We start from the raw sequence: 21,434 nt of genomic DNA, 5'->3' as shown, positions 1-21,434 counted from the left end.
ATTTTCTTCACCGCCTTTCCGCGCAAGTACGAGCTCACCAACACGAATAGCCTCCTTGCCGCAAAAGCGGCCACCCGGCGCGCACCGTCCGCGTCGATTGCTGCCAAACCGGAAGTGCTGCCCGAGTAGAGTGCGCCAGTGAGCAACGTGCCCAGCGCCGCCGACGAGGTCGAGCGGTACCTCCGCACCGGCGAGACCGACCCACACCACGCGGCGTGGCCCGGCGAGTTCATGGAGCGTGCGAACCGCGCTCACGAGGAGCTCCGAGGCGCGCTCGTTCGCGAGGTGCGGCGGCGAGCCGAAGGACTCGCGCACGAATCCCTGCCGCACGCCGACACCGTCGCCATCACGCGCGGCAAGGTCGAGCCGATGGTGCGGGGGCTGTTCCCGCGGGTCGAGCAGGACGCGGTGCTCGCGACGCTCGGGACGTCGGTCGTGTTCGTCACGAGCGCGAACATCGAGCCGCTCTTGCTGAAGCATGGATACGACAGCTCGGCGTGGACGCTCGCCAACCTGTACCTCGCGAGCCTCGGTGTGGATCTGCTCGGCGAGGACGCGCCGCGCCTCGTTGGCTTGAGCGAGGGGACGACCTGCTATGTCTCGGTCGAGTACTTCGCGGACGACGATCCGTTCGCCGACTTCATCGTTCACGAGGCGGCCCACATCTTCCACAACTGCAAGCGCGCGACCGTCGGTCTTCGCGAGACGCGGACGAAGGAGTGGCTCCTCGACATCGAGTACCGCAAGCGAGAGACGTTCGCGTACTCGTGCGAGGCCTACGCGTGCATCCTCTCGCGCGCCAAGGGCCCGGCCGAGCGCCGTGCGCTCGCCGCGGAGTACGGTGCGACGGCGCGGCTCTCTGAAGAGCGGGTGGACCCGAGCGAGGTCGCAGACATCGTCGCGGAGGCGGCGAGCGCACGGAACGGCTGGAAGATCATCCTCTCGCGGTGCGCTCCGACGAGCCGTCCGCGGTCGGCTCTCCAGCTGCTACGAGCGTCGTGGGCCGTTGCGGATACTGCCCGGCGTCGGTGATCGAGTCGGGTCCGGTATCCATGCATGTCGGCCCGTTGGCCAGCACCCCTTCTACGGCATCGTCACCCCACCGCCGTCACCTTCACGGGGAACCACCACACGCACGCGCTATCGTGACATCACGACACTCTGGGCGCAGGGCGCCGACATCGAACTCCCGGCAGATCGGAGGGTCGGGCAGGTTCGCCACGCGGCGAACGGCAGCTGGAGGCCTCGGTCTGCTGGAGGACCTGCCCCCCTCCCATCGGGCATCCCCGTGGTCGAGGGGGTCGCCCCTCGTCCGAGCTGGCATCGCACCGGGTCGGAGGGGGGCCGCATCGGGTCGGAGGGGGCCTCGGCCCGGTCCGATTCTGTGACGGCCGCGGGAAACGCCCCGTAATTCTGAGCATGAGCCTTTCTCGTCCTCCGGCCGCCCCTGTCCAGCACGGCGCCTGGACATCCATGCACACAACCGCCGTTCACGTCCTCCCTGGCATGCTCCGGTTCCTCGGCGTCGCCGAGGACGACCTCGACGACCTGTGTCAGGACGTCCTGCTGGGCGCCTACCGCAGCTTCCCCCGGTACGACCCGATGCGGTCCAGCAGCGCGCGCGCCGCGGCCCTGGTGGACTCGCCAGACGCCCCGGGATCCGCCGCAGCGCCCGCGCTGGCCGCCGCCGTCGCCGCAGACAGCGCGCCGGGTGATACGCCGCCTCGCCCGCGCAGCACACCCACGGGCATGCCCGATCCAGCTCGACCGGAGCGCCTCGGCGAGCACTGGAGGGCGGAGGCGTCGTGGCTCTTCGGGATCGCCTGGCGGCAGGTCCGCCATCACCTGGAGCGCGCCTACCGGCGCCGCGAGGTGCCGGTGGGGCTCGCGGACGCCGCCTGCTTCCAGCAGGCAGACATCGCGGCGAGCAGCGAGCATCACATCGCCGTGCAGGAGCGGCTCGCGCTCGCGATCCGCCTCCTGTCGGAGCTCGCGCCCGAGCGCCGCGCCGTTCTCGTCCTGGCCGACGCATACGACGTCCCGATGCGCGAGATCGCGCGCGCCCTTTCGCTCAACGAGCACACCGCCGCGAGCCGGCTGCGCCTCGCGCGCCGGGACTACCGCGCCGCCGAAAAGCGGCTGCGCCCCGAAGAGAGGCGGGCGCTCCGGTCCAGCGTCCTCGTGCTCCCGCTGTTCTCCGCGACCTCGTTGCGTTCGCTCCGCGAGACGATCCTGCCTGCGAGCGACCCGGCCGCGCCGAGCGCCGGAGCGCGGGTCGATGGGACACGGTGGCGAGCACGCTTCGTGCGCCTCGCGCGCCCGGTCGCCCGAGGCCTTCGACCGGCGCTCGGGTGGGGTGCGGCAGGCGTCGCCGGCGGCGTGCTTCTGGCCGCCTGGCTCGCTCGAGCGCCGGTGCACTGGGCGCGCCACCTCGGCCCGACCGCGATACCGTTCGTCGTCGCGCGGAGCACACATCCGGCCCCGACGCCGGAGCCGCGACCCCGGGGCGTTGTCGGTGAAGCGCCGCGCCCCGACGACGCAACGCGCTCCGCCGACGCCCAGAGCCCCCGAGACACCCAGAGCCCCCGAGACACCCAGAGCCCCCGAGCGCCCGCGGCACGGACGACCGATGGGCCAGGCCAGCGCAAGCCGGCCGGATCGAGGCACGCCCCGGCGCCCCCAGACCAGAGCCAGGATCGGCTCGACGAGGAGCTCGCGCTGCTTGATGCGGCCAGGCAGGCGCTGTTGCACGGCGAGCGCGCCGCCGCCCTGGAGCACATCAATGCGCATGCTCAGCGGTTTCCTCACGGCCGGCTGACGTTGCTTCGCGAGCGGCTGCGGTCGAGCGCAGGAGCGCTGCCGGTCACCACGACCGGCGGCACGACCGGGCACGATCGGCCGTGAGCGCAGAGCCGCCGCGACGCGCGCGCCCCCCGTCGCACGGCCGGCGACGGGGAAAGCAGGCATGGCGCGCAACGCTCGCCTCGCTGGTCGCGGTCGCCATCGCGCAGCTCGCGGCCACGCCGGCCCGGGCCGATCCCGGACCGCGCCGGGCCCGCGTGCGGCTCGAGCTCACGCTCGGCCCAGGCGCCGAGCGCTGCCCCGACGAGCAGTTCCTGCGCGCGGAGATCGCCCGGCGCATGAGCTTCGACCCCTTCGACGCGGAGGCTCCGCTCGCGATGGCGGCGTCGATAGAACAAGAGCAGGGCGAGCTCATTGCATCGATGTACCTTCGCGATCGCCGCGGCAGGTTGCGCTGGACCGACGGCTACAGGACCCGCGGCGACTGCAAGACGCTGGTTTCGATGGTAGCCCTGTCCATCGCCGTGCAGCTCGACGACCCGGGCGAGCGCCCGCCGCCGCAGGCAGCGCCGGCCCCGCAGGAAGAGCCCGCGACGCCGGCCGAGGCGCCATGCTCCCCCGAGCGCCCGTGCGCGGGGCAGCCGGCGCTGCCGCCGAGCGAGGCGCCACCCGCCCGCCGGCCGGGCAAGGCGGCGCCGGCGCGCGAGCTGCGATCCGTGCAGGCGCCGCCCTCGATCAGTGCGGGGCAAGCTGCGGCGGAGCGCTTCCGGTGGAGCGTTGGCGCCGGCGCCACGATGGCGCTGGGGCTGACGCCCGGCGTTGCGGTTGGGCCGACGTTGGCGGTCACGGGACGCTGGCCGGCATGGTCGGTCGCGCTGGAAGCCCGCGGGCTCTCATCGCTGTCGACCAACGTGGACGACGTGCGTGTGGCGACATCGGCGCTCACCGCGAGCGCTGCCCTGTGCCTTCACCGGCAGTTTCTCTTCGCGTGCGGGGTCGGAGAGCTCGGCGTGCTCCGTGTCGTGCCCGAAGCTCCAAGGATCGCGAGAATGCTGCTGAATCTTCGTGCCGGAATTGGCCTGCGAGCCGGCGTCAGGTGGCCGCTGTCAGAGGGCCTCTCTGGGTACGGAACTGCCGAGGCGGTTCAGCGCACGATCGACGCGTCACTCCTCCGTCGTGGAGGCATCGCCAAATCAGAACGCGCAATCTGGAGCGCTCCCGCGCTCGGTGCGGCATTCGGGATCGGTCTCGAACTGAACCTATGAGGAGGTCCGGCGGCAGAGATATCCGCCCTCCCCCAAGGTGACAAAAAAAAATGAGTAACGTTTCACGACCGAGGGAATGCTCAGCGCGCGCCAGGCCCGCGGTACGACAGCCGCCTTGCGCTCAGGGCCATCATTCCCATAGGGTACGACGCATGCGCGTTCCGAGCTTTGCCCTCGCAGGCGTCCTATTGACCGCGAGCTGCACCCAAGCCCCCATCGTCATTGAGGGCCCCTGTTCGGACGAAGAGCGCGTCCACTATCCTGAGTGGTGCGAGAAGTACGGCGGCGACGGCGGTCAGGGCGGCGGTGGTGGTGGTGACGGCGGCGGTCAGGGCGGCTCTGGCGGACAGGGCGGCGCTGGCGGTGAGGCCCACAGCGCGCTGTGCTCCGGCCAGTGCGTCTCCCCCGCCCCGCTCGGCTGGTCCGGCCCGGCGCTCCTCTGGTTCGGTCCGCCGGAGGCCACCCCCGAATGCCCCGCCGACGCGCCGACGATCGGGTACGAGGGCTTCGCCGATCTCCAGCAGGTGCCGAAGACGTGCCCGACCTGCGCGTGCGACCCGCCCGAGGTCTCGTGTTCGCTCCCCACTGCGTGGGCCGCATCGTCGTCCTCGTGCCCCGGCGACGAGCCCGACGCTGTCGCGACGCCGTTCGCCGCGCCCGACGCATGGGACGGCGCCTGCACCGCCGACGGCGCGATCCCCGCCGATCAGGACTGCAACGGCGAGCCCTGCGTGCAGTCGCTGACGATCGCGGCGCCCTCGGTCACGGCCGGCGCTTGCACGCCGCGCATCGAAGCCCCGCAGCCCATCCCGCAGAACGCGCTCTGGTGGGCGACGCGCGCGACGGCCTGCGTCGCCGGGGCGCACACCGCGTGCGCCGACGCGACGACGTGCGCGCCGGCAGCGCCGCCTGCGTTCCTGACCTGCATCTATCACGAGGGCGACGCCGCCTGTCCTGAGGGCTACCCCCAGAGGCATGTCTTCTATAAAGACGTGCTCGACGGCCGCGATTGCACCCCCTGTAGCTGCGGCGAGCCGACCGGCGCCTCGTGCACGATCATGGCGTCCGTGTACCGCGACGCGGCATGCACGGACCTGGTCGCGTCGACCCTCGTCGACTCGAGCGTCCCGTTTTGCGGGGTGACGCCGCCCGGCCTCGGCCTGGGGAGCAAGTCGGCCGCGGTCGTGGAGGTGGAGCCGGGCGCATGCGCACCGCAGGGCGGCGAGCCCGTCGGCGAGCTCCAGCCGGCCGAGCCGTCCACGTTCTGCTGCATCGCCTGAGCTCGCCGGAGCCACCGCCGCCCGGCCGAGCCGACGCTTGGCGCAACGACCGCCTACCGGCGCCCCCAAACCGGCGGCGTCGTCTCCGAAGGCCGCTAACGGCGATGGTGGATGGCCTTCCCCTGAGCGTCCGCCGTCCGTGTGGCGGAGTTCGGGCATGTCAGCGCGCCGGAGTCACGGCTCAGTGAGTTTGATCTCTGGGAACCCGAGCCACTCCGCATCGAGCCACGAGAGCCGGCCCACACCCTCATATTTGACGAGCATCGACGGGATCAAATAGAGCGCGCTGTGCAGCGCCTGGAAAGCATCGATGCCGACTCCGTGGGTCTTATGGGCGTCCCCCGCTCCAGCGACCTCCACGTCAGCTTCCCAGCACATAGCGTGTGGTCTGTACTCGGGTGACCACAGTCGCACTCGGATGCTTTCGTGCGTCCCGTTCGGAAGTGTCAGATCGAGGGTACGTTCCGCAATCACGTCCGGCATGCCCCACCAGCTAGCGCCCTCTTCGGCGATGTCAAGCGCCCTACCTCAACAGGAGCTCAGGCACCTCCTCTGCCCGTTTTGTCGCGCCTGTTCGCAGATGCTCTTCAGGAGCAGGGGCGCGCGCTCTTCACAGTAGAGCTCCCATCGCGTCGAAAGCGCGAGGCATGCAGTCGGGCAACTGGAACGGCACTTCGCGTGGCCCACGGCTCGCCCTTCGCTGCTCTCCGCAAGGCAGAGACGCGTGTCATACCGCGTCAAGAATATATCCATCGCTGATCCACACATGAGCCTCCAGATGTCAGCCCCCTCGTCTACCGCGTCTTCGCACCTTCCTCGTGCTGCGAGCGGTTCGCCAGCCTCCAGGGTTTCATCGTCCCACACGGCTTCCGAGTCAGGCGTCTGGTCGACCGTACACGAAGGGATGGAACAGCAAATGAGAGCTGCTGTGATGGTGGTAGTGATCGTTCGCATGCCGTGCCCGTTGCGATCGGTGTGCCGAGCTCATGTGTGCTTCCCTGATGCGTGCCGCATCTCTTCCGAACTAGAAAACAAAGGCTTTAGGACATGAACAGGTCACGTCGGGAACCGTCCTCTTGGTTCCATACGCGGCTCCCACCGGCCTCTTTCCACGTCGACCGCCCTTCCTCTCTCTGCTCCTCTGCGTGGGCAACGACGTCCGGTGTCCGGGAGGGAACCCGTCCGACGTGTAGGCCGAGCCGGAGCAGCCCCGCGGCCGAGGTGTCGAGAGATGGTCGGCGAGCTCGGGTCCGTCGCCGGCGTCGATGCGTGCGCCGGGTCCATCGCCAGCGGGCGGTACATGGCGGCGCGGCTCGGTCGCCCCGGAGCGGCCGCAGCGTCGAGGTGGACGCCGGCGAGCTCGTGGCCATCGCCATGCCATCCACCTGGTGGAGCTCGGCCACGTCGCCGCGAGCTCCTCGAGCGCGCGCTCGGCGCCGCGGCCCCCGTCGACCGCGGAGCGGCCGCGGGCGTCGAGGAGGACGCCCGCGATCGCGCGAGCGCTCTGGCGTCGTACATGGCGCCGAGCAGACAGCGACCGGCCGCGGCGTTGAGGAGGACGCCGACGAGCTCGGCGGCGGCGCGCGTCGGCGAGCTCGGTGCGTCCCCCGTCCACGTGGTCGAACTCGGCCACGTCGCCCCCGAGGGTGAGGGTGGAGCGGCCGGTGTCGGCGGCACGGGCGCGCCACGGGGCGCTCCTCGGTCAGGGGATCATCTCCTCCAGGTAGAAGCGCCGCGCGAGTTCGGGGCCGTCGCCGTCCACCGTCCACCTGGTGGAGCTCGGCCACGTCGAGGCGCTGGACGCCGGCGAGCTCGCGATCGCGCTAGCGCACCTGGAGCCCGCGCAGATAGCGGGGCCGCGGTGTCGAGGAGCACCGCGGCGGGGTCCGTACCTTCCGGCGGACCGGGGGGGCGGTCTATGAGAGGATGGGCTGCCTGAGGAAACGAGCGTGGCCTCGCGGGTGCGGCGCGGTGGCCGTCACCTTTGGCTCGCATCCCCGGGATTGGGCGTGGGTCGGCGTGCCCTGCTCGTGCTCGTTGGCATGGTCGCCGCGCTCGTCCTCCGCTTCCGGCGCCGTCGCTGAAGGCTGCCAACGGCGACGCTGGATGGGAGCGGACGCGCCTCGGAGCGCAGTTTCCGCGCGGACGGCGAGCCGGCCGGGATTACGACGGCCGAGCGCCGGCCGATGTCTAGGAGGTCGCGGGCGCGGGGGTCGCGGGCGCGGGGGTCACGGGCACCGGCGCCGCCGCCGGCTTGCCGTTGGCCTGTCCGGACTCGGTGGCCTTACGGGCCTTCTCGCGCCGCGCCGCCGCGCGCCGGCGCCGCTCGTAAGCGCTCGTCACCTCGCGGGCGATCTCGGGGTGGCGCCGGAAGACGTGGGCCGCGGTCTTCCGGATGGAGCCGACGCGCTGGACCATGAGGTGCAGCAGCTGGTTGCGGATCGTGGTCGCGGCGGGCGAGGCGCCCGCTTCGGGGGCCGCCTCCAGCGCCCGCTGTTGCAGATCCTCCGCGAGCTTCCTGGCCTCGGCGATGAGGCGCACGTCGAACGCCTCGTCCGCCTCGACCAGGCGGTCCTTGAGCGGCTCCGCGAGCCCCGCGTAATCGCGGAGCGCCTGGGAGAGGGCGCTCGAGCGCTGGCCGTCCTGCGCGTGGAACTCCTTGATGCGCGCGAGCTGCGCGTCGGCGGGCTCGTCGACGTCGTCGTCGAGCAGGAACTCGAGCGCCGACTCGAGCTCATCGACGACGAACCGGGCGCGCTCGCCGAGATCGGCCACGGCCGGATCGACGATGAGGAGCAGCCGCGTCTGCGCCTCCTGCACCGCGTGCACGATGGAGAGCAGCTCCTCGCCGCTCGATGCGGGCAGGCGGCTCTTGACCCGCTTGAGGCCCGGGCGATCGCCGTCGGGCTCCCAGTACTTCTTCACGAACGCCGCGGCGGCGACCGCCTCGCGCACGGCGATGTCGTACGGAATGTTCAGCGGGTTGTCGGTCCGCTCCGACCCGGCGGCGACCTTGACCCAGCGTTCGAAGTCCTGTCCTTGCTTTGCCATGATGATTGCCTGACCCCTCCTCCTGCGATCCGCGCCCCTCGGGGCACGACGCAAAGCGGCAAGGATGAGCTCGGTCGCGGGGACGTCCAGCGCGGAGCAGGATCTGGACACGGGTGGGGGGAGCCGGGAGGCGAGGCGGCGAGGTGGGATGTCCAGATGAGCGAGGGGGATGTCCAGATGACCCTACCCCCTGTCCAGATGAGCGGGCGGGATGTCCAGATGACCCCACCCCCTGTCCAGATGGGCGGGCGGGATGTCCAGATGACCCCACCCCCTGTCCAGATGGGCGGGGGGATGTCCAGATGGGCGGTGAGGACGTGTACGAGCGGAGCCCTGCTAACACTTCTGAGCGGGAGCCGCGGTAGCACTTCCTTGAGCCACGGGCCCCTGCTCCGCGAGGACTGGAAATAGGAGGCGGATCGAGGCGTCGCCGCCGAACGCCACATCGCCGAGACCGAGCGCGACCTAGCCAACCTCGAGGCCGCAGACGCAGAGGTGAAGGGGATGCTCGGCGCGCTGCGCGACTTCGCGAACGTCTGGCGCCTGATGACGCCCGAGAACCGAGGGCGTCTGCTACGCGCGCTCGTCGCGGCGGTGCGCGTGGAGGAGGCCATCGGCGTCGTCGAGGTCGAATTCGTGAACTTCGGCGCCGACGTGCGCTCGCAGGACGCTGCATGACGACGACCGATTCACGGACGCCGAAGCACTGCCACGTACTCACGGAGACGCTGTTACGCCGCCGTAGCTCGCGCGTGCTCCTCACCGGGCAGCCGTGGCCCCCGAAGCCCGAGCCCATCCGGCACCTCGCGAAGGTCGCCCGGATGCAGGCCCTCGCGCACCACCTACAGGGCGCGCTCGATCCGGGCTTCGTCACCGACCGCACGGCCATCGCGCGCAAGCTGGGGCTTACGCGTGCCCGAGTGGTCCAGCCTTCTCCTCCTCGCCCCCGACCCGCAGGCACGCGTGCTCGGGCTCGAGGCGGTCGACGGCACCGAGCGGGATGGCCGAGCGAACGCTGCGGGCCGCGGCCCACGCGGGTACGTGAGCCGAGCAGCGGGCGTCGTTCAGGAGTTTCGACGATCCTGCCAGATCGACGCTTGTTTTGGCCGGGCGAGCCTGACATGATCGCGCTCGCATGTTCAGGTCCGCAGACCATGTCTGAGCCGTGGGTTTCGGTCGAAGAGTTGTCCCGCCATCTCGGTGCGGGGAAGGACAGAATCTACCGATGGATCGAACCGCGCGCTGTTCCAGCCCATCGCGTCGGCAGGCTCTCGAAGTTCAAGACCGACGAGAGCGACGAGTGGGTTCGTCGAGGCGGCGCCGGTGACCGCAACCCATCGAAGAGGGCGGACGATGACGCCCGTTGACCGCTGCCCGTACCTCCCCTCGTGCCTTTCGGTCTCATCCAAGGCGGGTCTGCGCGGTTCTACCGACCAGCGAAGGAGGGTGCGACAGTGACCCATTACATTGGGCGCTTCGATGAGATCCTGCTCGTCGAGGACAACTCGACGGCCGCCGAGCGGCGCCGTCTCGCCGGCGTAGGCAGCGAGGATACCGGCCAAACAATCACTGTGCGAGTCCACCGCCTGAACGGCGCGAGCAAGCTTGTAGTCGCCCGCAGGACTTACGAGGCGGGAAGCATGCGCTCGAAGCGAAGCGCAAAAATTGAGCTCGCCTCGAAGCTCGTCGATCGCGCTGCGGACGGAGGCCAGCCGGTGGTGGTCGCTGGGACGTCCTACGGCTCGGCCTCCGCGTTCTTGGAGATGCTCGGCGAGCGGGATCTCCCGTTCGTCGTTCAAATCCGCCCGAGCACCGTCGTGCAGCTGAACGAGCGCGGGCGTCCCACCGTTGCAGCCGCGGATGTGCTCGAACGCGGAAGGTGGAGGGACATCTCGACAGTGATGCCTGATGGTGCTGAGCTCGAGTGCAGCGCTGCAAAGCTCGCGACTGTGGCCCTTCCGGCCGGCACGGGGTGGCTCTTCGCAGCACAGGTCGGCGGCATCCAAGGCGTCCACCGAGGCACCATTATTGGTCTTGCATCGTTTGATGCAGGCCTCGCTGATCTCGTCCAGCTTGTCGCGCACGCTCGGTGGATACGTCGCGCCTCTAGGAACGAGAAGCGTAGAGAGGCTGCAAGAACTGGGGCAGAGCCGTCGGGGGCCGCATCTGCAATCACGGCGCGCGCAAATATCGCACTTGCGCGGCAGCAGGACGCTCGCGCGCAGGCTGAGCTGCCTCAGATCCAAACGTCCACGAAAGGACTGCTGCGACAGGCTGCATCCATCCTCAATGTCATTGAGCTCTTCTCGGGGGCCGGAGGGATGGGGCTTGGATTCTTGCTCGGCGGCGGCCCACAAGGACGCTATCGGATCATCTACTCCGGCGAAGCAAACCCGATCTTCGTCCAGACGCTCCGCGCCAACCACAAGTCATTCGAGCGCGCGGCGCGCCTCCGGCCCGCTTCGAGAACGCCCGAATCGAGCGAAGCGGCAGACCTTCGCGAGAAGGCGGTTCTTGAGCGCGCCGAGGCCGTGGCTCGCGAAGCGGGAGGCGCTACTTTCCTGATCGGCGGTCCGCCGTGCCAGGGCTTCTCGATGGCCAATCGAAACTCCTGGTCCGCGAGCAATCCACACAACGAGTTAGTCGACGTCTTCATCAAGTACATCCTGCGGCTCCGGCCTCTCGGCTTCCTGATGGAGAATGTTCAAGGAATTCTTTGGACGCCGAACGCCGGCACGTCGGTCTCCGTCGTCGATGTGATCGAGCGGCGATTGAAGGCGGCCGGCTACGTGCTCTTCCCGAAGCTGCTCGACGCCGTCTGGTACGGCGTGCCCCAGAACCGCACACGCTTTTTCCTTATGGGGCTGCATCGCGATCTCGGCTACTCGGCAGACGACTTCGGGCCGTGGGGCCCTTTCCCGAAGCCTTCTCACGGGAACCCGTCGCGCCCTTTTGTCACTGTCCGAAACGCGATCGCCGACCTTCCGCGGATCGGGAACGGAGAGTCGGAGGAGCGCGCGTCGTACGACGAGCCTTCGGATGAAGTTCTTCAAGAGAACGAATTCCTTCGGTACGCACGGGCAGGCGCGGAGCACGGCGTCGCCTTCGATCACGTCACCTCGAGGCACGCTGACTATGTCATCGAGCGCTATCGCAGCATCCCTGCGGGCGGGAACTGGGAAAGCATCCGCGACCAGATGACGAACTACGCCGACGTCTCGCGGACGCACAGCAACATCTACCGCAGGCTCCGGTGGGACGAGCCATCGATCACGATCGGCCACTACCGAAAGAGTATGCTGGTTCATCCGAGCCAACATCGAGGCCTCTCGCTGAGAGAGGCCTCACGTCTGCAGTCATTCCCTGACTGGTTCCGGTTCGCCGGAACCGCAAGCGGCAAACCAGGAGGGCTGGTTCACAAGCAGCAGCAACTGGCGAATGCAGTGTGCCCGCTCGTCACAAAAGCCATCGCTGAATTTATGCTGAATCTGTGAGCGACAAAAATGAGCTCCGAGGGCCGGTACATCCTCTGGAACTACATGCTCGCGGAGCACTGCCTCCTTGCGCACTCCTGCGAGGGCATTGTTCTGCTCACGGTCGCTCCACGAACGCTCGCAGCAGCACTCGAGGAAGCAGGCGAGGGAGGACGCTCCCCCGAGGAAGCAGAAGCCGACTTCACAGCAGCGGTCGCTGGCATGTATCGGCACCGCGTCCTGAGCAGCGCGAAGAAGCTCCGCGCCCTGAAGTCGACGTCACCCAACGACGTGCCGTTCGGGATCGGCTTTCTCGCGCTCTCCGTGCTCGCCGCGTTCCACATGCGCACGGACGACGAGCACACAGGCCGCGCCTTCTACCCGCGGCTCGCCGAGATGCTCGGATGCGATCTGGCTAGGTCGTATCCGGTCGGCTTCGAGGGAGACGCGTTCATCGATCTTTGGGACGAGCTGGCTGCCTGGCTGAAAGTGCACTACGGGCGCGAACTTGCCGCTCCGGACGCCGTTGGCGTGCGACGCTACGTCGCATACCCGTTTGCGCACGTACCACTTCGGCAAGTTGACATCGAGCGGCTGCCGCAGTTCTTCGATGCCTACGGTTACGAGCCCGGCGCGCGCGCGCCGCTCGATCGCCTCACGTACGACCTCTACGAAGCGTCCGGGCCGTGGCGTCACCTCACGGAATCGGGCCAGAACGCATTGAAGGATCGTCACCGCCGGCCGTTCGTCGTCCGCCAGGTAGCTCACGAGCTTGAGCGTTGGGACGGATGCCGGGTGGATTCATCCGGCGCACGAACGGCAACGATCGAACTCTGGATGGACATTCGCCGGCGCCGCGCGCAGCTTCATCTCCTCGCCCGAAGGCCCTCCGGGTTTCCAGAGCTGATCGAAGACAGAGAACTCGTGTTTGCCTCCAGCCAAGACGGCTGGTACGAGCCTGTTCAACTCGGGCGTGATGATGGGCAGCTCCTCGAGAACGGCGTCCGCATCGGAACCCGCAGCAACAACGGGGGGCGCTACTACCTCCAGCTACGCCGCGCACGCGTTCTGCCGCTCACGCCATCCGAGGAGTACACCGGTTTTGTCTCGGATCGAGTCCTTCGGGCCGACACAGACTGCGCGGTCCTCTGCGCTGAGCCTCTCGTTGACGACGTTGCTCGCTATCTGCAGGCATTGAGCCACGAACGGGTTCGTCCTCGCCGAGACGACACCATCCCAACCGGCTGGTGCCTGTTCACCGACGTTCGCGCGACGAACGAATGTTCCCCGCCTCCGGGCCTGGAGCGCCTCGGAGTTGAAACGAGCCTTGCACTGATCCCGGAGGGCGGGCTGCGGCTGGGGCGACGATGGAGCTGGCTGGAGTCCGCTCCTGCACGGCTGACCGTGCTCGGCTCGCATCGTGGCCTCGTCGCAAAGGTCGACGGACAGGAGGTGCGCCTCGACGACGGAGGACGGGTTCACACGGACCTGCTCGGAGCTGCGGGCCAGCACGTCATCGAGATTGGAAATCGGCTGCGGCAGCGGGTAACGGTCCTGAAAGGTGCCGTTCACACTGATTGCCGATCGTGGTTAGGGCCGGACATCGATCAGCCGATTCCCGTGGCTGTTCCAGCGGGCCACTGGGTTCTTCTCGGAGCTGGGCCAGGCGAAAGCGAGAGCATCTTCGCGCCCTCCGAGGGTGCTCTGGTTCGGCCAAGCTTCCAGGTGCGTTGGGCGGTCCGCGTTGCATCAGGCCCAGGGGCGAAAGCTCTTCACATCCACGATCACATACTCAGCCGGCCTGCTCCGCGACCGGGCGCCCCTGCACGCGGCAAGAAGAGTGGCGCAAGCTGGGCCGACACCGTGTACCAGGCGGGCATACGGCGGCCGGATTTCCTCTGCCAACATGGGTGCAGAGACGAGCGCCTCAGCGCCGAATGGCGCCAGCTGATGGAAGCAGCGAGATCAAGCAAGCGGGCCGGACGGAGGCGGAGATGAAGACGTGGGATCTCCTCCTCGAATGGATGACCCACCTCGGCTCCGGCGCATGGGGAGCATTCCGCGAGGCTGTTGAGGAGCTCACGGGCGACCAAGACCCCCTCGACGCGCAGTCCCGTGTCCGCACCCTGCGCATTGCCTTCTCCGACCTGAGTCACGTCGACTTCTTCGTCGAGGGGTCCCGACGCTGGCGGATGCTGCGTCCGGCTCTGGTCGGCCTCTCACAAAACCGAGAGCACCTGTTTGTGGGCGGGCGGACGCGGTCGATCATGGATCGGCTCTGTGGAGCCGGTTCATCCAATGTCATGGTCACGACAGCCGAGCCTATTGCAGGGCTCACACGCGTGCACGTGACGGGTGCGCGGGAAGCGGTTGCCGGACTCGCCGAGAGCCTCGGAATCGAATATGTCGCCAATGCGGCAGCGATCCTCTCGACACGGCTGCCGCCGATCAGGGCTATGGTTGACGCTGGCCAGCCCGCGCAGGAGCCAATCAACTGGTCCGTGCGCTCGTGGTCGTTCCAGGACGAAAAGTGGGTGAACGAGCGGCTCGATCGCACGGTTCGTGAGTACAGCAATCGACAGGGCGTCAGGCGCTACCTGGTACACGCTGGGAAGACCGGCATGAGAGAGATCGAGAAGCGTGCGTCGATATATTGCGCGGCATACGTGAGGGGTGCACGAATCGTGAATTATTCGCACGACGAGGGGCGCCTGCGTGTCCCAACATGGGCTCCGCTGCCCGCGATCTATGCGCGCGCCGCGTGTCTCGCGGGCGGCCGCCCGAGCGCTGCCAGCGAAGGCGAGATTCTCTTCGAGAGCGTTGATCCTCGTATTGCCTCAATGCTGCTCGTCGGCTTGGGGCAGGGTGTTCCGATGCCAGAGGCAAAGCGATGAACGATCCGTTCCTCACCTTCAACGAGTTGCGCAGCGCGTATCTGCGCTACTTAGACAGTCCTTTCCGGCTTCGGTACCCCGCTCTGATGGAGGAACGGCGGGACCTTCTGGATCAGGACCGCCAGCTCTACAGGAACCCGCTCTTTGAGCCCATTGTCCCCTACGAGTCCTCGGGCATGACGGTTCGGGCGGCTTGCAGGCACCTCGGCGCGCCGCAGGAGGTCGCGGAGTACGTCGAGAGCGGCGGCCTGTTCCCTGCGGGGCGCGAACTCTTTCAGCACCAGCTCGATGCCTGGAAGGCGTCGAGAGCTGGCGAAGCCGTCGTGGTCACAACGGGCACCGGCTCCGGCAAGACCGAGTGCTACCTGCTTCCGGTCTTCGCGGCGCTTGTCGAAGAGTCGGCCACCTGGGGTGCGCCCGCGGCTCCCTCTGCGCGAGCGCTCTGGTGGAACTTCCGCAAACAGCAGCGTATCCCGCAACGCGCCCACGACACTGGCCGCGCAAAAGCACTCCGCGCCCTCTTCTTGTATCCGCTCAACGCGCTCATCGAAGACCAGCTCGGCAGAATCCGCCGGGCTTGCGACAGCCCCGATGGGCGCACGTGGCTGTCGATGAAGCGTAGCGGCAATCGCTACTGGTTCGGCCGGTACACCGGTTCGACGCCGGTTTCGGGGCCGCAGACGAATCCTTCCAAGCGACAGGAGCTTAAGCGCCGCCTGAAGGAGATGGAGAGCGAGTGGGGCCGCGCGCAGCTATCGGCGGCCCGATCGGCCAACGATGACGTCCTCTCTTATTTTCAGGATCCCCAAGGTTCGGAAATGTGGTCCCGGTGGGATATGCAGGAAGATCCGCCGGACATCCTCATCACGAACTACAGCATGCTGAACATCATGCTGATGCGCAGCATCGAAGGCACGATCTTCGACCAGACGCGCACGTGGCTGGCGAGCGATCGCACCCGGAACCACTTCCATCTGATCGTCGACGAGCTTCACACATACCGAGGAACGCCGGGAACGGAGGTTGGCTACCTCCTCCGCGCGTTGCTGCACCGGCTGGGGTTGACGCCGGACTCTCCGCAGCTACGCATCATCGCGACAAGTGCGTCGATGGAGGCGAATGATCCGGACAGCCTCGAGTACCTGGAGCAATTCTTCGGCCGCGATCGGAAGTCGTTCCGAATCATCGATGGGAACAGAGCGACGTTCCCCATCGGCGGGACCGCTCCGGGTCCAAGCTCCTTTTGTTTGTTCGCGCGCCGTCTGGAAGCGGGCGACCTCAATCAGGCCGTCGCAGGCCTGGCGTTGGATGCCGGCGTGAATTCGGCCGGCACGACCGCCGAACAGAAGCTGGGCGATGTCCTCGCTCAAACGGGCATCCTCGAGCGCGTGCGGCAGGAGGGTGCGAGCGCGCCGTTCACCTTGAGCCGGCTCGCAGCTGCGCTCTTCGGCGCGGTTCCCGATGCGCCCGAAGCCGCGCGTGCGGTTGTTCGCGCTCTGGTGGCAGCACGGCAGCCGCGCGGTGGAGCGAATGTGGCTCCGCTGCCGCTTCGTGTGCACTACTTCTTCCACAATGCCGGACGGCTTTGGGTTTGCGTCAACCCAGCGTGCACAGGGCGGAAGCGCACGACCCTTCGCGGTGCTCCAACGCCACCCGTAGGACGCTTCTACGTAGAGCCCCGCCCTCGCTGTGACAGTTGCAACGCCCGAGTTCTGGAGCTCCTCTACTGCCAGCCGTGCGGCGAGGTGTTCATCGGCGGATACCGGGACGAGGACGACAACACCAACAACGCGTGGTTTCTGTCGCCCGACTTCCCAGACTTGAATCATGTACCGGACCGTTCGGCTTCGCTTGATCGAACTCATGGAGAGTACCTTGTCTTTTGGCCTGCGGGCACCACGCCGCTCGTGCGGAGCACCCACGCAGGTCCGTCGTGGCGATGGCAGCAGGATGGTCAAGCCGGCTACCAGTGGTGCCCTGCATCGCTCGACATCATCGAGGGCCGCCTCTCGATCAATCCAGGCCGGCGCAGCGCTGGTTCGAACGACGTGGCCGGCTATGCATTTACGGCCCCTGTGGATGACGCGGAAGCGTTCCCCGCGAAATGTCCCCACTGCGCCGCCGATTGGGGCCGTCGCCTCGGCGTGAAATCTCCAATCCGTGATCTCGGCTCCGGCTTTCAGCGCATCATGCAGATCCTTGGGGACGCCGTCGTTCGAGAAATGCCGCCGGGGCCAGCGCGAAAGCTCGTGCTGTTCTCCGACTCGCGCCTTGATGCCGCCAAACTCTCGACCGGCATCAAGCTGGCGCACTACCGAGATACACTCCGACAGATTGCGTTTACGTTACTAGGAGAGGCAGGGGCCGCTTCGCTTCGGCAGCATCAGCAGCAACTCACTGTTCACGCCCAAGCCGTCGAGCTCCACAATCTCCTGAGGAAGAGGGAGGACGAAGGCCTATCCGAACCAGAGAACCAGCGCCGCAAGGAACTCATGACCGCGCTCCCAGGCGACGTCGTCGGCGACCTCTCGAGGCACGCTGCAACGGGCGGCCCCCAGCCGGGCATGCTGCGAGCCCCCGTTCCGCCAGGCCCGTTAATGTTCATGACGTTCAGGCAGGTCCTCGACCTGGTGAGGCAGCGGCTCCTCGCGCTGGGCATGAATCCCGGCGGCCCGCTGCCATCCGTATCGCGCTACCAGCCGCAGCGACAGGGACCGAAGGTCGTGTGGACGGAGCTGATCGACTGGTCCGCTTCGCCGCCTGCGTACAAGGCCGGGCTGCAGCCGCTCGAACAGAACCTTCAGGCGAGGATCGAGAATTCGTTTCGCGCCAGCGTGATTTCGAGCGTCTTTTTCGCCTCCGCTGCAAGAGACTTCGAATCGCTGGGGCTTGGCTACTTGTGGACGGGCAACGCACCGCCGGCAACGCCCACCGAACAAGCCGCTGCGAGCGTAGTGCGCATGCTCGCGCAGAAGTGGCGCTGGACGGGAGGCGATGCACAAGGCCGCGGGCAGCCGCCAGAATACGTCAGTACGTTCTTGGAACAGGTTGCGCCGCCGCTGGGGATGACCGCTAACGATCTCCAAAGGGACGTCGTGCGCGTCCTTGGTGCATGCCTCGGGCAGTGGCTCGTCGATCCTGATTCCTTCACCGTCGTGAGCCCGCGGCCCGACGCGTCCGGGAATATTGATGTGTACGTGTGCACACGCTGCGGGTGCTCGCATCTCCACGCATCTGCCGGTTACTGCACGGCGTGCCGCGGGCAGCTGCCGCCCAACCCGGCGTCGCATTCAACGAGGGGCCTGCCGAGCGACTATTACGAGTACCTCGCGCGCTGCGCGGATGCCCCGTTCCGATTGAACTGCGAGGAGCTGACGGGCCAGACGAACCGAATCGATCGCCGCCTCAGGCAGCGGCGATTCCAGGAAGTGTTCATGGCCGATGAAGTTGAGATCGCGACCGGCGTCGACCTCCTAAGCGTAACGACCACTATGGAAGCGGGCGTGGATATCGGCGCTCTCCAAGCGATCGCGCTCGCAAACATGCCGCCGGTGCGGTTCAACTACCAGCAGCGAGTTGGGCGGGCGGGACGCCGAGGCCTTGGAATGTCCGCCGCACTCACTCTATGCCGCGGCCGCAGTCACGACGACTATTACTTCGAGCGCCCGTGGCTCATCACAGCCGAGCCGCCACCGCCACCTTACGTGGACGTCACACGGCCGGAGATTGCGAAGCGCGTTGTAAACAAGGAGGTGCTGCGAAGAGCGTTTGAGCCGCTGCAGCTCCCGTACAGCGGCGACAATGTGCACGGGGAGTTCGGCTCCGTCTCCGACTGGTCTGGCTACCGAGGTGCGGTCGCTGCGTGGGTAAGCGTCAACGCCCAGATTATTCAAGATGTCTGTCGCGCTGTCGTGCGGCGGACCGCGCTCGATACGGCTACGGATATCGCAGCAATGGTTCAGCATGTGACCAACGATCTGCTGCGCGCGATCGACGCCGTGGCGCAGAACAGCATGGGCCACCATGCGCTCAGCGAGCGCCTTGCCTCCCATGGCGTACTCCCGATGTTCGGCTTCCCAACGCGCGTTCGCTACCTCTTCCACGGAGGTCCTCCGTCTGCAGACGGCGGCTGGCCTCCTGAACGCGGAATAGTCGACCGGCAGCTCGACATCGCAATCAGCCAGTTCGCCCCCGGCGCCCAAACCGTGAAAGACGATGAGCTTCTTACGTCGGTGGGGGTCGTTGACTACTTCCCGGCGGGCGGGAGCGTTCAAACGTCGCCTGATCCGCTCGGAAACCCGGTACAGGTCGGCATTTGCCGGAGGTGCCAGGCTCTCGTGGAGACACCGGCTCCGATCGGCGGCTGCCCGTTCTGCGCTGCGCCGCGCACAAGGAACGACTACCGGACCGTCGATCTCTCTGAACCTCCGGGCTTCATGACCTGGTGGGCCGCGGAAGCCGAATACAATGGAGCGTTCGAGTTTACTCCGCGTGCATTGCGCGCGCGTATGGGGCGCGCCCCGGGCAGCCCCACCCACCGTCTAAACTTCGAGGTGGACCGCGGTCCCGCGAGGATCCATCGGGTCAACGACAACGGCGGGGACGACTTCGTTTTCCAGAAGGTCGTCGTGGGCGACATCTGGGTCGTCGACCAAGCGTTTCAGCGCGCGCTGCAGGACCTTCCGACAGATCGGCAGCGTGCAGTCCGAGGCCCGCAGTATGACACCACGGCCGCGCCACTTACGCGAGCGCTTGCCTCAATCGCGAATACAGACGTTCTCGTCGCCGGAATCAAGAGGGCTCCCGTCGGTGTGACGCTCAATCCCGCCAATCCTGAAGCGCGAGCCGCGTGGTACTCGTTCGGATTCCTTGCCCGGCGGGCTGCCGCGGTGGTCCTCGACGTGGCCGAGTCGGAGCTCGACGTCGGCATCCAGCCTCTGATGGACATGCGAACGCCGTTCGCACCGCCTTCGGCGCGAATCTTCGTCTCCGACAGCCTTGAGAACGGCGCTGGATACAGTACGCATCTTGGAACGCCCGCAGAGTTCGAGAAGCTGCTGCATTTCATGCTCGGAAACGGCGGCCCTCAATCTCGCACCTTCTATGACCCAATCGTCAGCTCCCCGCACGAGGACGAGTGCTCAAACTCGTGCCATCGATGCCTCCGCGAGTACGGGAACATGCCGTACCATCCTCTGCTCGATTGGCGGCTTGCGCTCGACATGGTGCGGCTCGCGCTGGATCCAGCGGCGCCGATCGATTTGGCGCAGCCTTATTGGGCCACGCTGGTCCAGCGCACCGCGGCGCTGTACTTCCAGGGCCTGGCCTACACGCAGGTCACGCTCGCGGGCTTGCCCGCGGGCCATGACCCAGGCAGGGGAGAAGTGCTCATCCTGATCCACCCGCTGTGGGATCAAGATCCATCGAACTTCTGTGCGGAGGTTTCGAGCGCGGTCGCCCAGGCAGAGGCGCGCGGCTGGACGTGGAAGCTCCGCACGGTGTTCCGCGCCGTAAGGTTCCCGTATGAGTAGCGAGGCATCGATGTTGGTACCGACCCCTCCGACCATCAAAAGGATCGAGCGCATCTCGCCGACGCTCTACGAGGCAGCGATGAAATGCACATCACGGGCGGCCTGGCTTGCCGGCGGCGATGGCAAGCTCGTGCCGCCTCACCCCCGCGCGCTTCTTGGGACAGGCGTCCATGCGGTCCTCGAGCGAGCGCGAGCGGGCGGGGTTGCCGGGACGACAGAAGATGAATGGCGATCCGGCGCCGAGCGCTTCTTCGACGAGAAGATGCGACAGCTCTTCGCTGCCACACACCCGCTTCTGCATGCGAAGTTCGACGGACCAGACCGCCTGCCGTTCTACAACCTGTTTAGAGCGCGAGCCGCGCAGATGGCAGCAGACGCTGCCGCGTCATTGAGCGGGCGAGCAGGACATGCCATAGCGCGAAGTTCAGGCGGCGGCCTGGCGGTCGAGGCGGCCCTTGTCAGCAAGGACGGGCGAGTAGCAGGGCGCGCCGACGTCCTAGACTCCGCGAACGCAACCGTGATCGACTACAAGACCGGGGCTGCTGGCGATTCCGATCCGGTCACGGAGAGCGAGCTTCGGCAGCTTCGCCTGTATGCCTACCTAGCAAACCAGAACGGCATCGCGATCGCACGCGGCGTGATCGAAAGAGCGGATCGCAGTCGGGCCGAGGTTCCGATCTCGGCTCAAGATGCCGCTGAGGAGGGGCGACGTGCGCTGGTCGTGCTCGATGGGTACAACCAGCACGCCGGGAAGCCGTTCGAGAGCGGAGCGTCGCCGTCTCCGGATGCCTGCCGCTTCTGCCCCTGCATCCCATTCTGCGAGGCCTTCTGGAGGACAGCTGAGCCTCAATGGATCGGCCAGTGTGGAACCCATGTCGAGGGCGTCGTCGAATCGGTAGAGGGTGGCGAGCTCGTATCCATCAACCTGAACGCTACACGGGGGACGGGTGCAAATGGTCCTGCGGTGGTCACCAGGCTGAGCCGCGAATGGCTCACGTTCTCCGGCGCGATCCCGCAGCCGCAGCAAACGGTGCGGGTAACCGACGCGGCGTACGTTGAGGAGTCGACTGCACCGGCCGTGTTTCGAGCTGACCGAGTCACGACGGCCGTGTGGACCGTTCGCTCTCAAGCGCCGTAG

The 21,434-nt window shown here is 67.3% G+C and carries 13 protein-coding genes; 11 read left to right on the top strand and 2 right to left on the bottom strand.

Annotation, left to right across the window (positions count from 1 at the left end):
- Positions 1-138: 138 nt before the first annotated feature.
- The 4 genes from POL72_RS33225 (at position 139) to POL72_RS33210 (ending at position 5,347) form a co-directional block, all read left to right on the top strand.
- On the top strand, positions 139-1,032 hold the full coding sequence (locus tag POL72_RS33225) for a hypothetical protein (RefSeq protein WP_272100743.1): 894 nt from the start codon (positions 139-141) through the stop codon (positions 1,030-1,032).
- 441 nt (positions 1,033-1,473) lie between these two features.
- Complete coding sequence (locus POL72_RS33220) at positions 1,474-2,904, top strand: sigma factor-like helix-turn-helix DNA-binding protein (protein WP_272100741.1); 1,431 nt, start codon at positions 1,474-1,476, stop codon at positions 2,902-2,904.
- Between the two features lie 275 nt (positions 2,905-3,179).
- The gene (locus POL72_RS33215) at positions 3,180-4,067 is read left to right on the top strand and encodes a hypothetical protein (RefSeq protein WP_272100739.1); all 888 of its coding nucleotides are present in this window, start codon (positions 3,180-3,182) and stop codon (positions 4,065-4,067) included.
- Between the two features lie 152 nt (positions 4,068-4,219).
- On the top strand, positions 4,220-5,347 hold the full coding sequence (locus POL72_RS33210) for a hypothetical protein (RefSeq protein ID WP_272100737.1): 1,128 nt from the start codon (positions 4,220-4,222) through the stop codon (positions 5,345-5,347).
- 174 nt (positions 5,348-5,521) lie between these two features.
- Here POL72_RS33210 and POL72_RS51930 read toward each other — a convergent pair whose 3' ends face one another.
- Positions 5,522-5,830: a DUF6968 family protein gene (locus POL72_RS51930; RefSeq protein WP_373372270.1), complete on the bottom strand. Its 309-nt coding sequence runs from the start codon at positions 5,828-5,830 to the stop codon at positions 5,522-5,524.
- 1,707 nt (positions 5,831-7,537) lie between these two features.
- Positions 7,538-8,398, bottom strand: coding sequence for a hypothetical protein (locus POL72_RS33200; RefSeq protein WP_272100733.1), 861 nt, complete (start codon positions 8,396-8,398; stop codon positions 7,538-7,540).
- A 504-nt stretch (positions 8,399-8,902) separates the two neighbouring features.
- Here POL72_RS33200 and POL72_RS33195 point away from each other — a divergent pair.
- From POL72_RS33195 to POL72_RS33165, 7 genes are all read left to right on the top strand, one after another.
- On the top strand, positions 8,903-9,076 hold the full coding sequence (locus POL72_RS33195) for a hypothetical protein (RefSeq protein WP_272100731.1): 174 nt from the start codon (positions 8,903-8,905) through the stop codon (positions 9,074-9,076).
- Positions 9,073-9,765, top strand: a complete 693-nt coding sequence (locus tag POL72_RS51010) for an excisionase family DNA-binding protein (RefSeq protein WP_307730647.1) — start codon at positions 9,073-9,075, stop codon at positions 9,763-9,765. The genes POL72_RS33195 and POL72_RS51010 overlap by 4 nt, the downstream gene beginning before the upstream one ends.
- An 87-nt stretch (positions 9,766-9,852) precedes the next feature.
- On the top strand, positions 9,853-11,892 hold the full coding sequence (locus tag POL72_RS33185; protein WP_272100728.1) for a DNA cytosine methyltransferase: 2,040 nt from the start codon (positions 9,853-9,855) through the stop codon (positions 11,890-11,892).
- A gap of 9 nt (positions 11,893-11,901) precedes the next feature.
- A complete protein-coding gene (locus POL72_RS33180) occupies positions 11,902-13,869 on the top strand; it encodes a hypothetical protein (protein ID WP_272100726.1) in 1,968 nt (655 codons plus the stop codon).
- On the top strand, positions 13,866-14,765 hold the full coding sequence (locus POL72_RS33175; RefSeq protein WP_272100724.1) for a hypothetical protein: 900 nt from the start codon (positions 13,866-13,868) through the stop codon (positions 14,763-14,765). Before POL72_RS33180 ends, POL72_RS33175 begins: the two co-directional genes overlap by 4 nt.
- Positions 14,762-20,296 carry a DEAD/DEAH box helicase gene (locus POL72_RS33170; protein WP_272100722.1) on the top strand — a complete coding sequence of 1,845 codons (5,535 nt, stop codon included), beginning with the start codon at positions 14,762-14,764 and terminating at the stop codon, positions 20,294-20,296. The genes POL72_RS33175 and POL72_RS33170 overlap by 4 nt, the downstream gene beginning before the upstream one ends.
- Positions 20,289-21,434, top strand: a complete 1,146-nt coding sequence (locus POL72_RS33165; RefSeq protein ID WP_272100720.1) for a PD-(D/E)XK nuclease family protein — start codon at positions 20,289-20,291, stop codon at positions 21,432-21,434. The genes POL72_RS33170 and POL72_RS33165 overlap by 8 nt, the downstream gene beginning before the upstream one ends.

This window comes from Sorangium aterium, assembly GCF_028368935.1.
In the GTDB taxonomy this organism is placed as follows: domain Bacteria; phylum Myxococcota_A; class Polyangia; order Polyangiales; family Polyangiaceae; genus Sorangium; species Sorangium atrum.
Note: the sequence above shows the minus strand (reverse complement) of the source record. Positions and strands in the feature narration are given on the sequence as shown.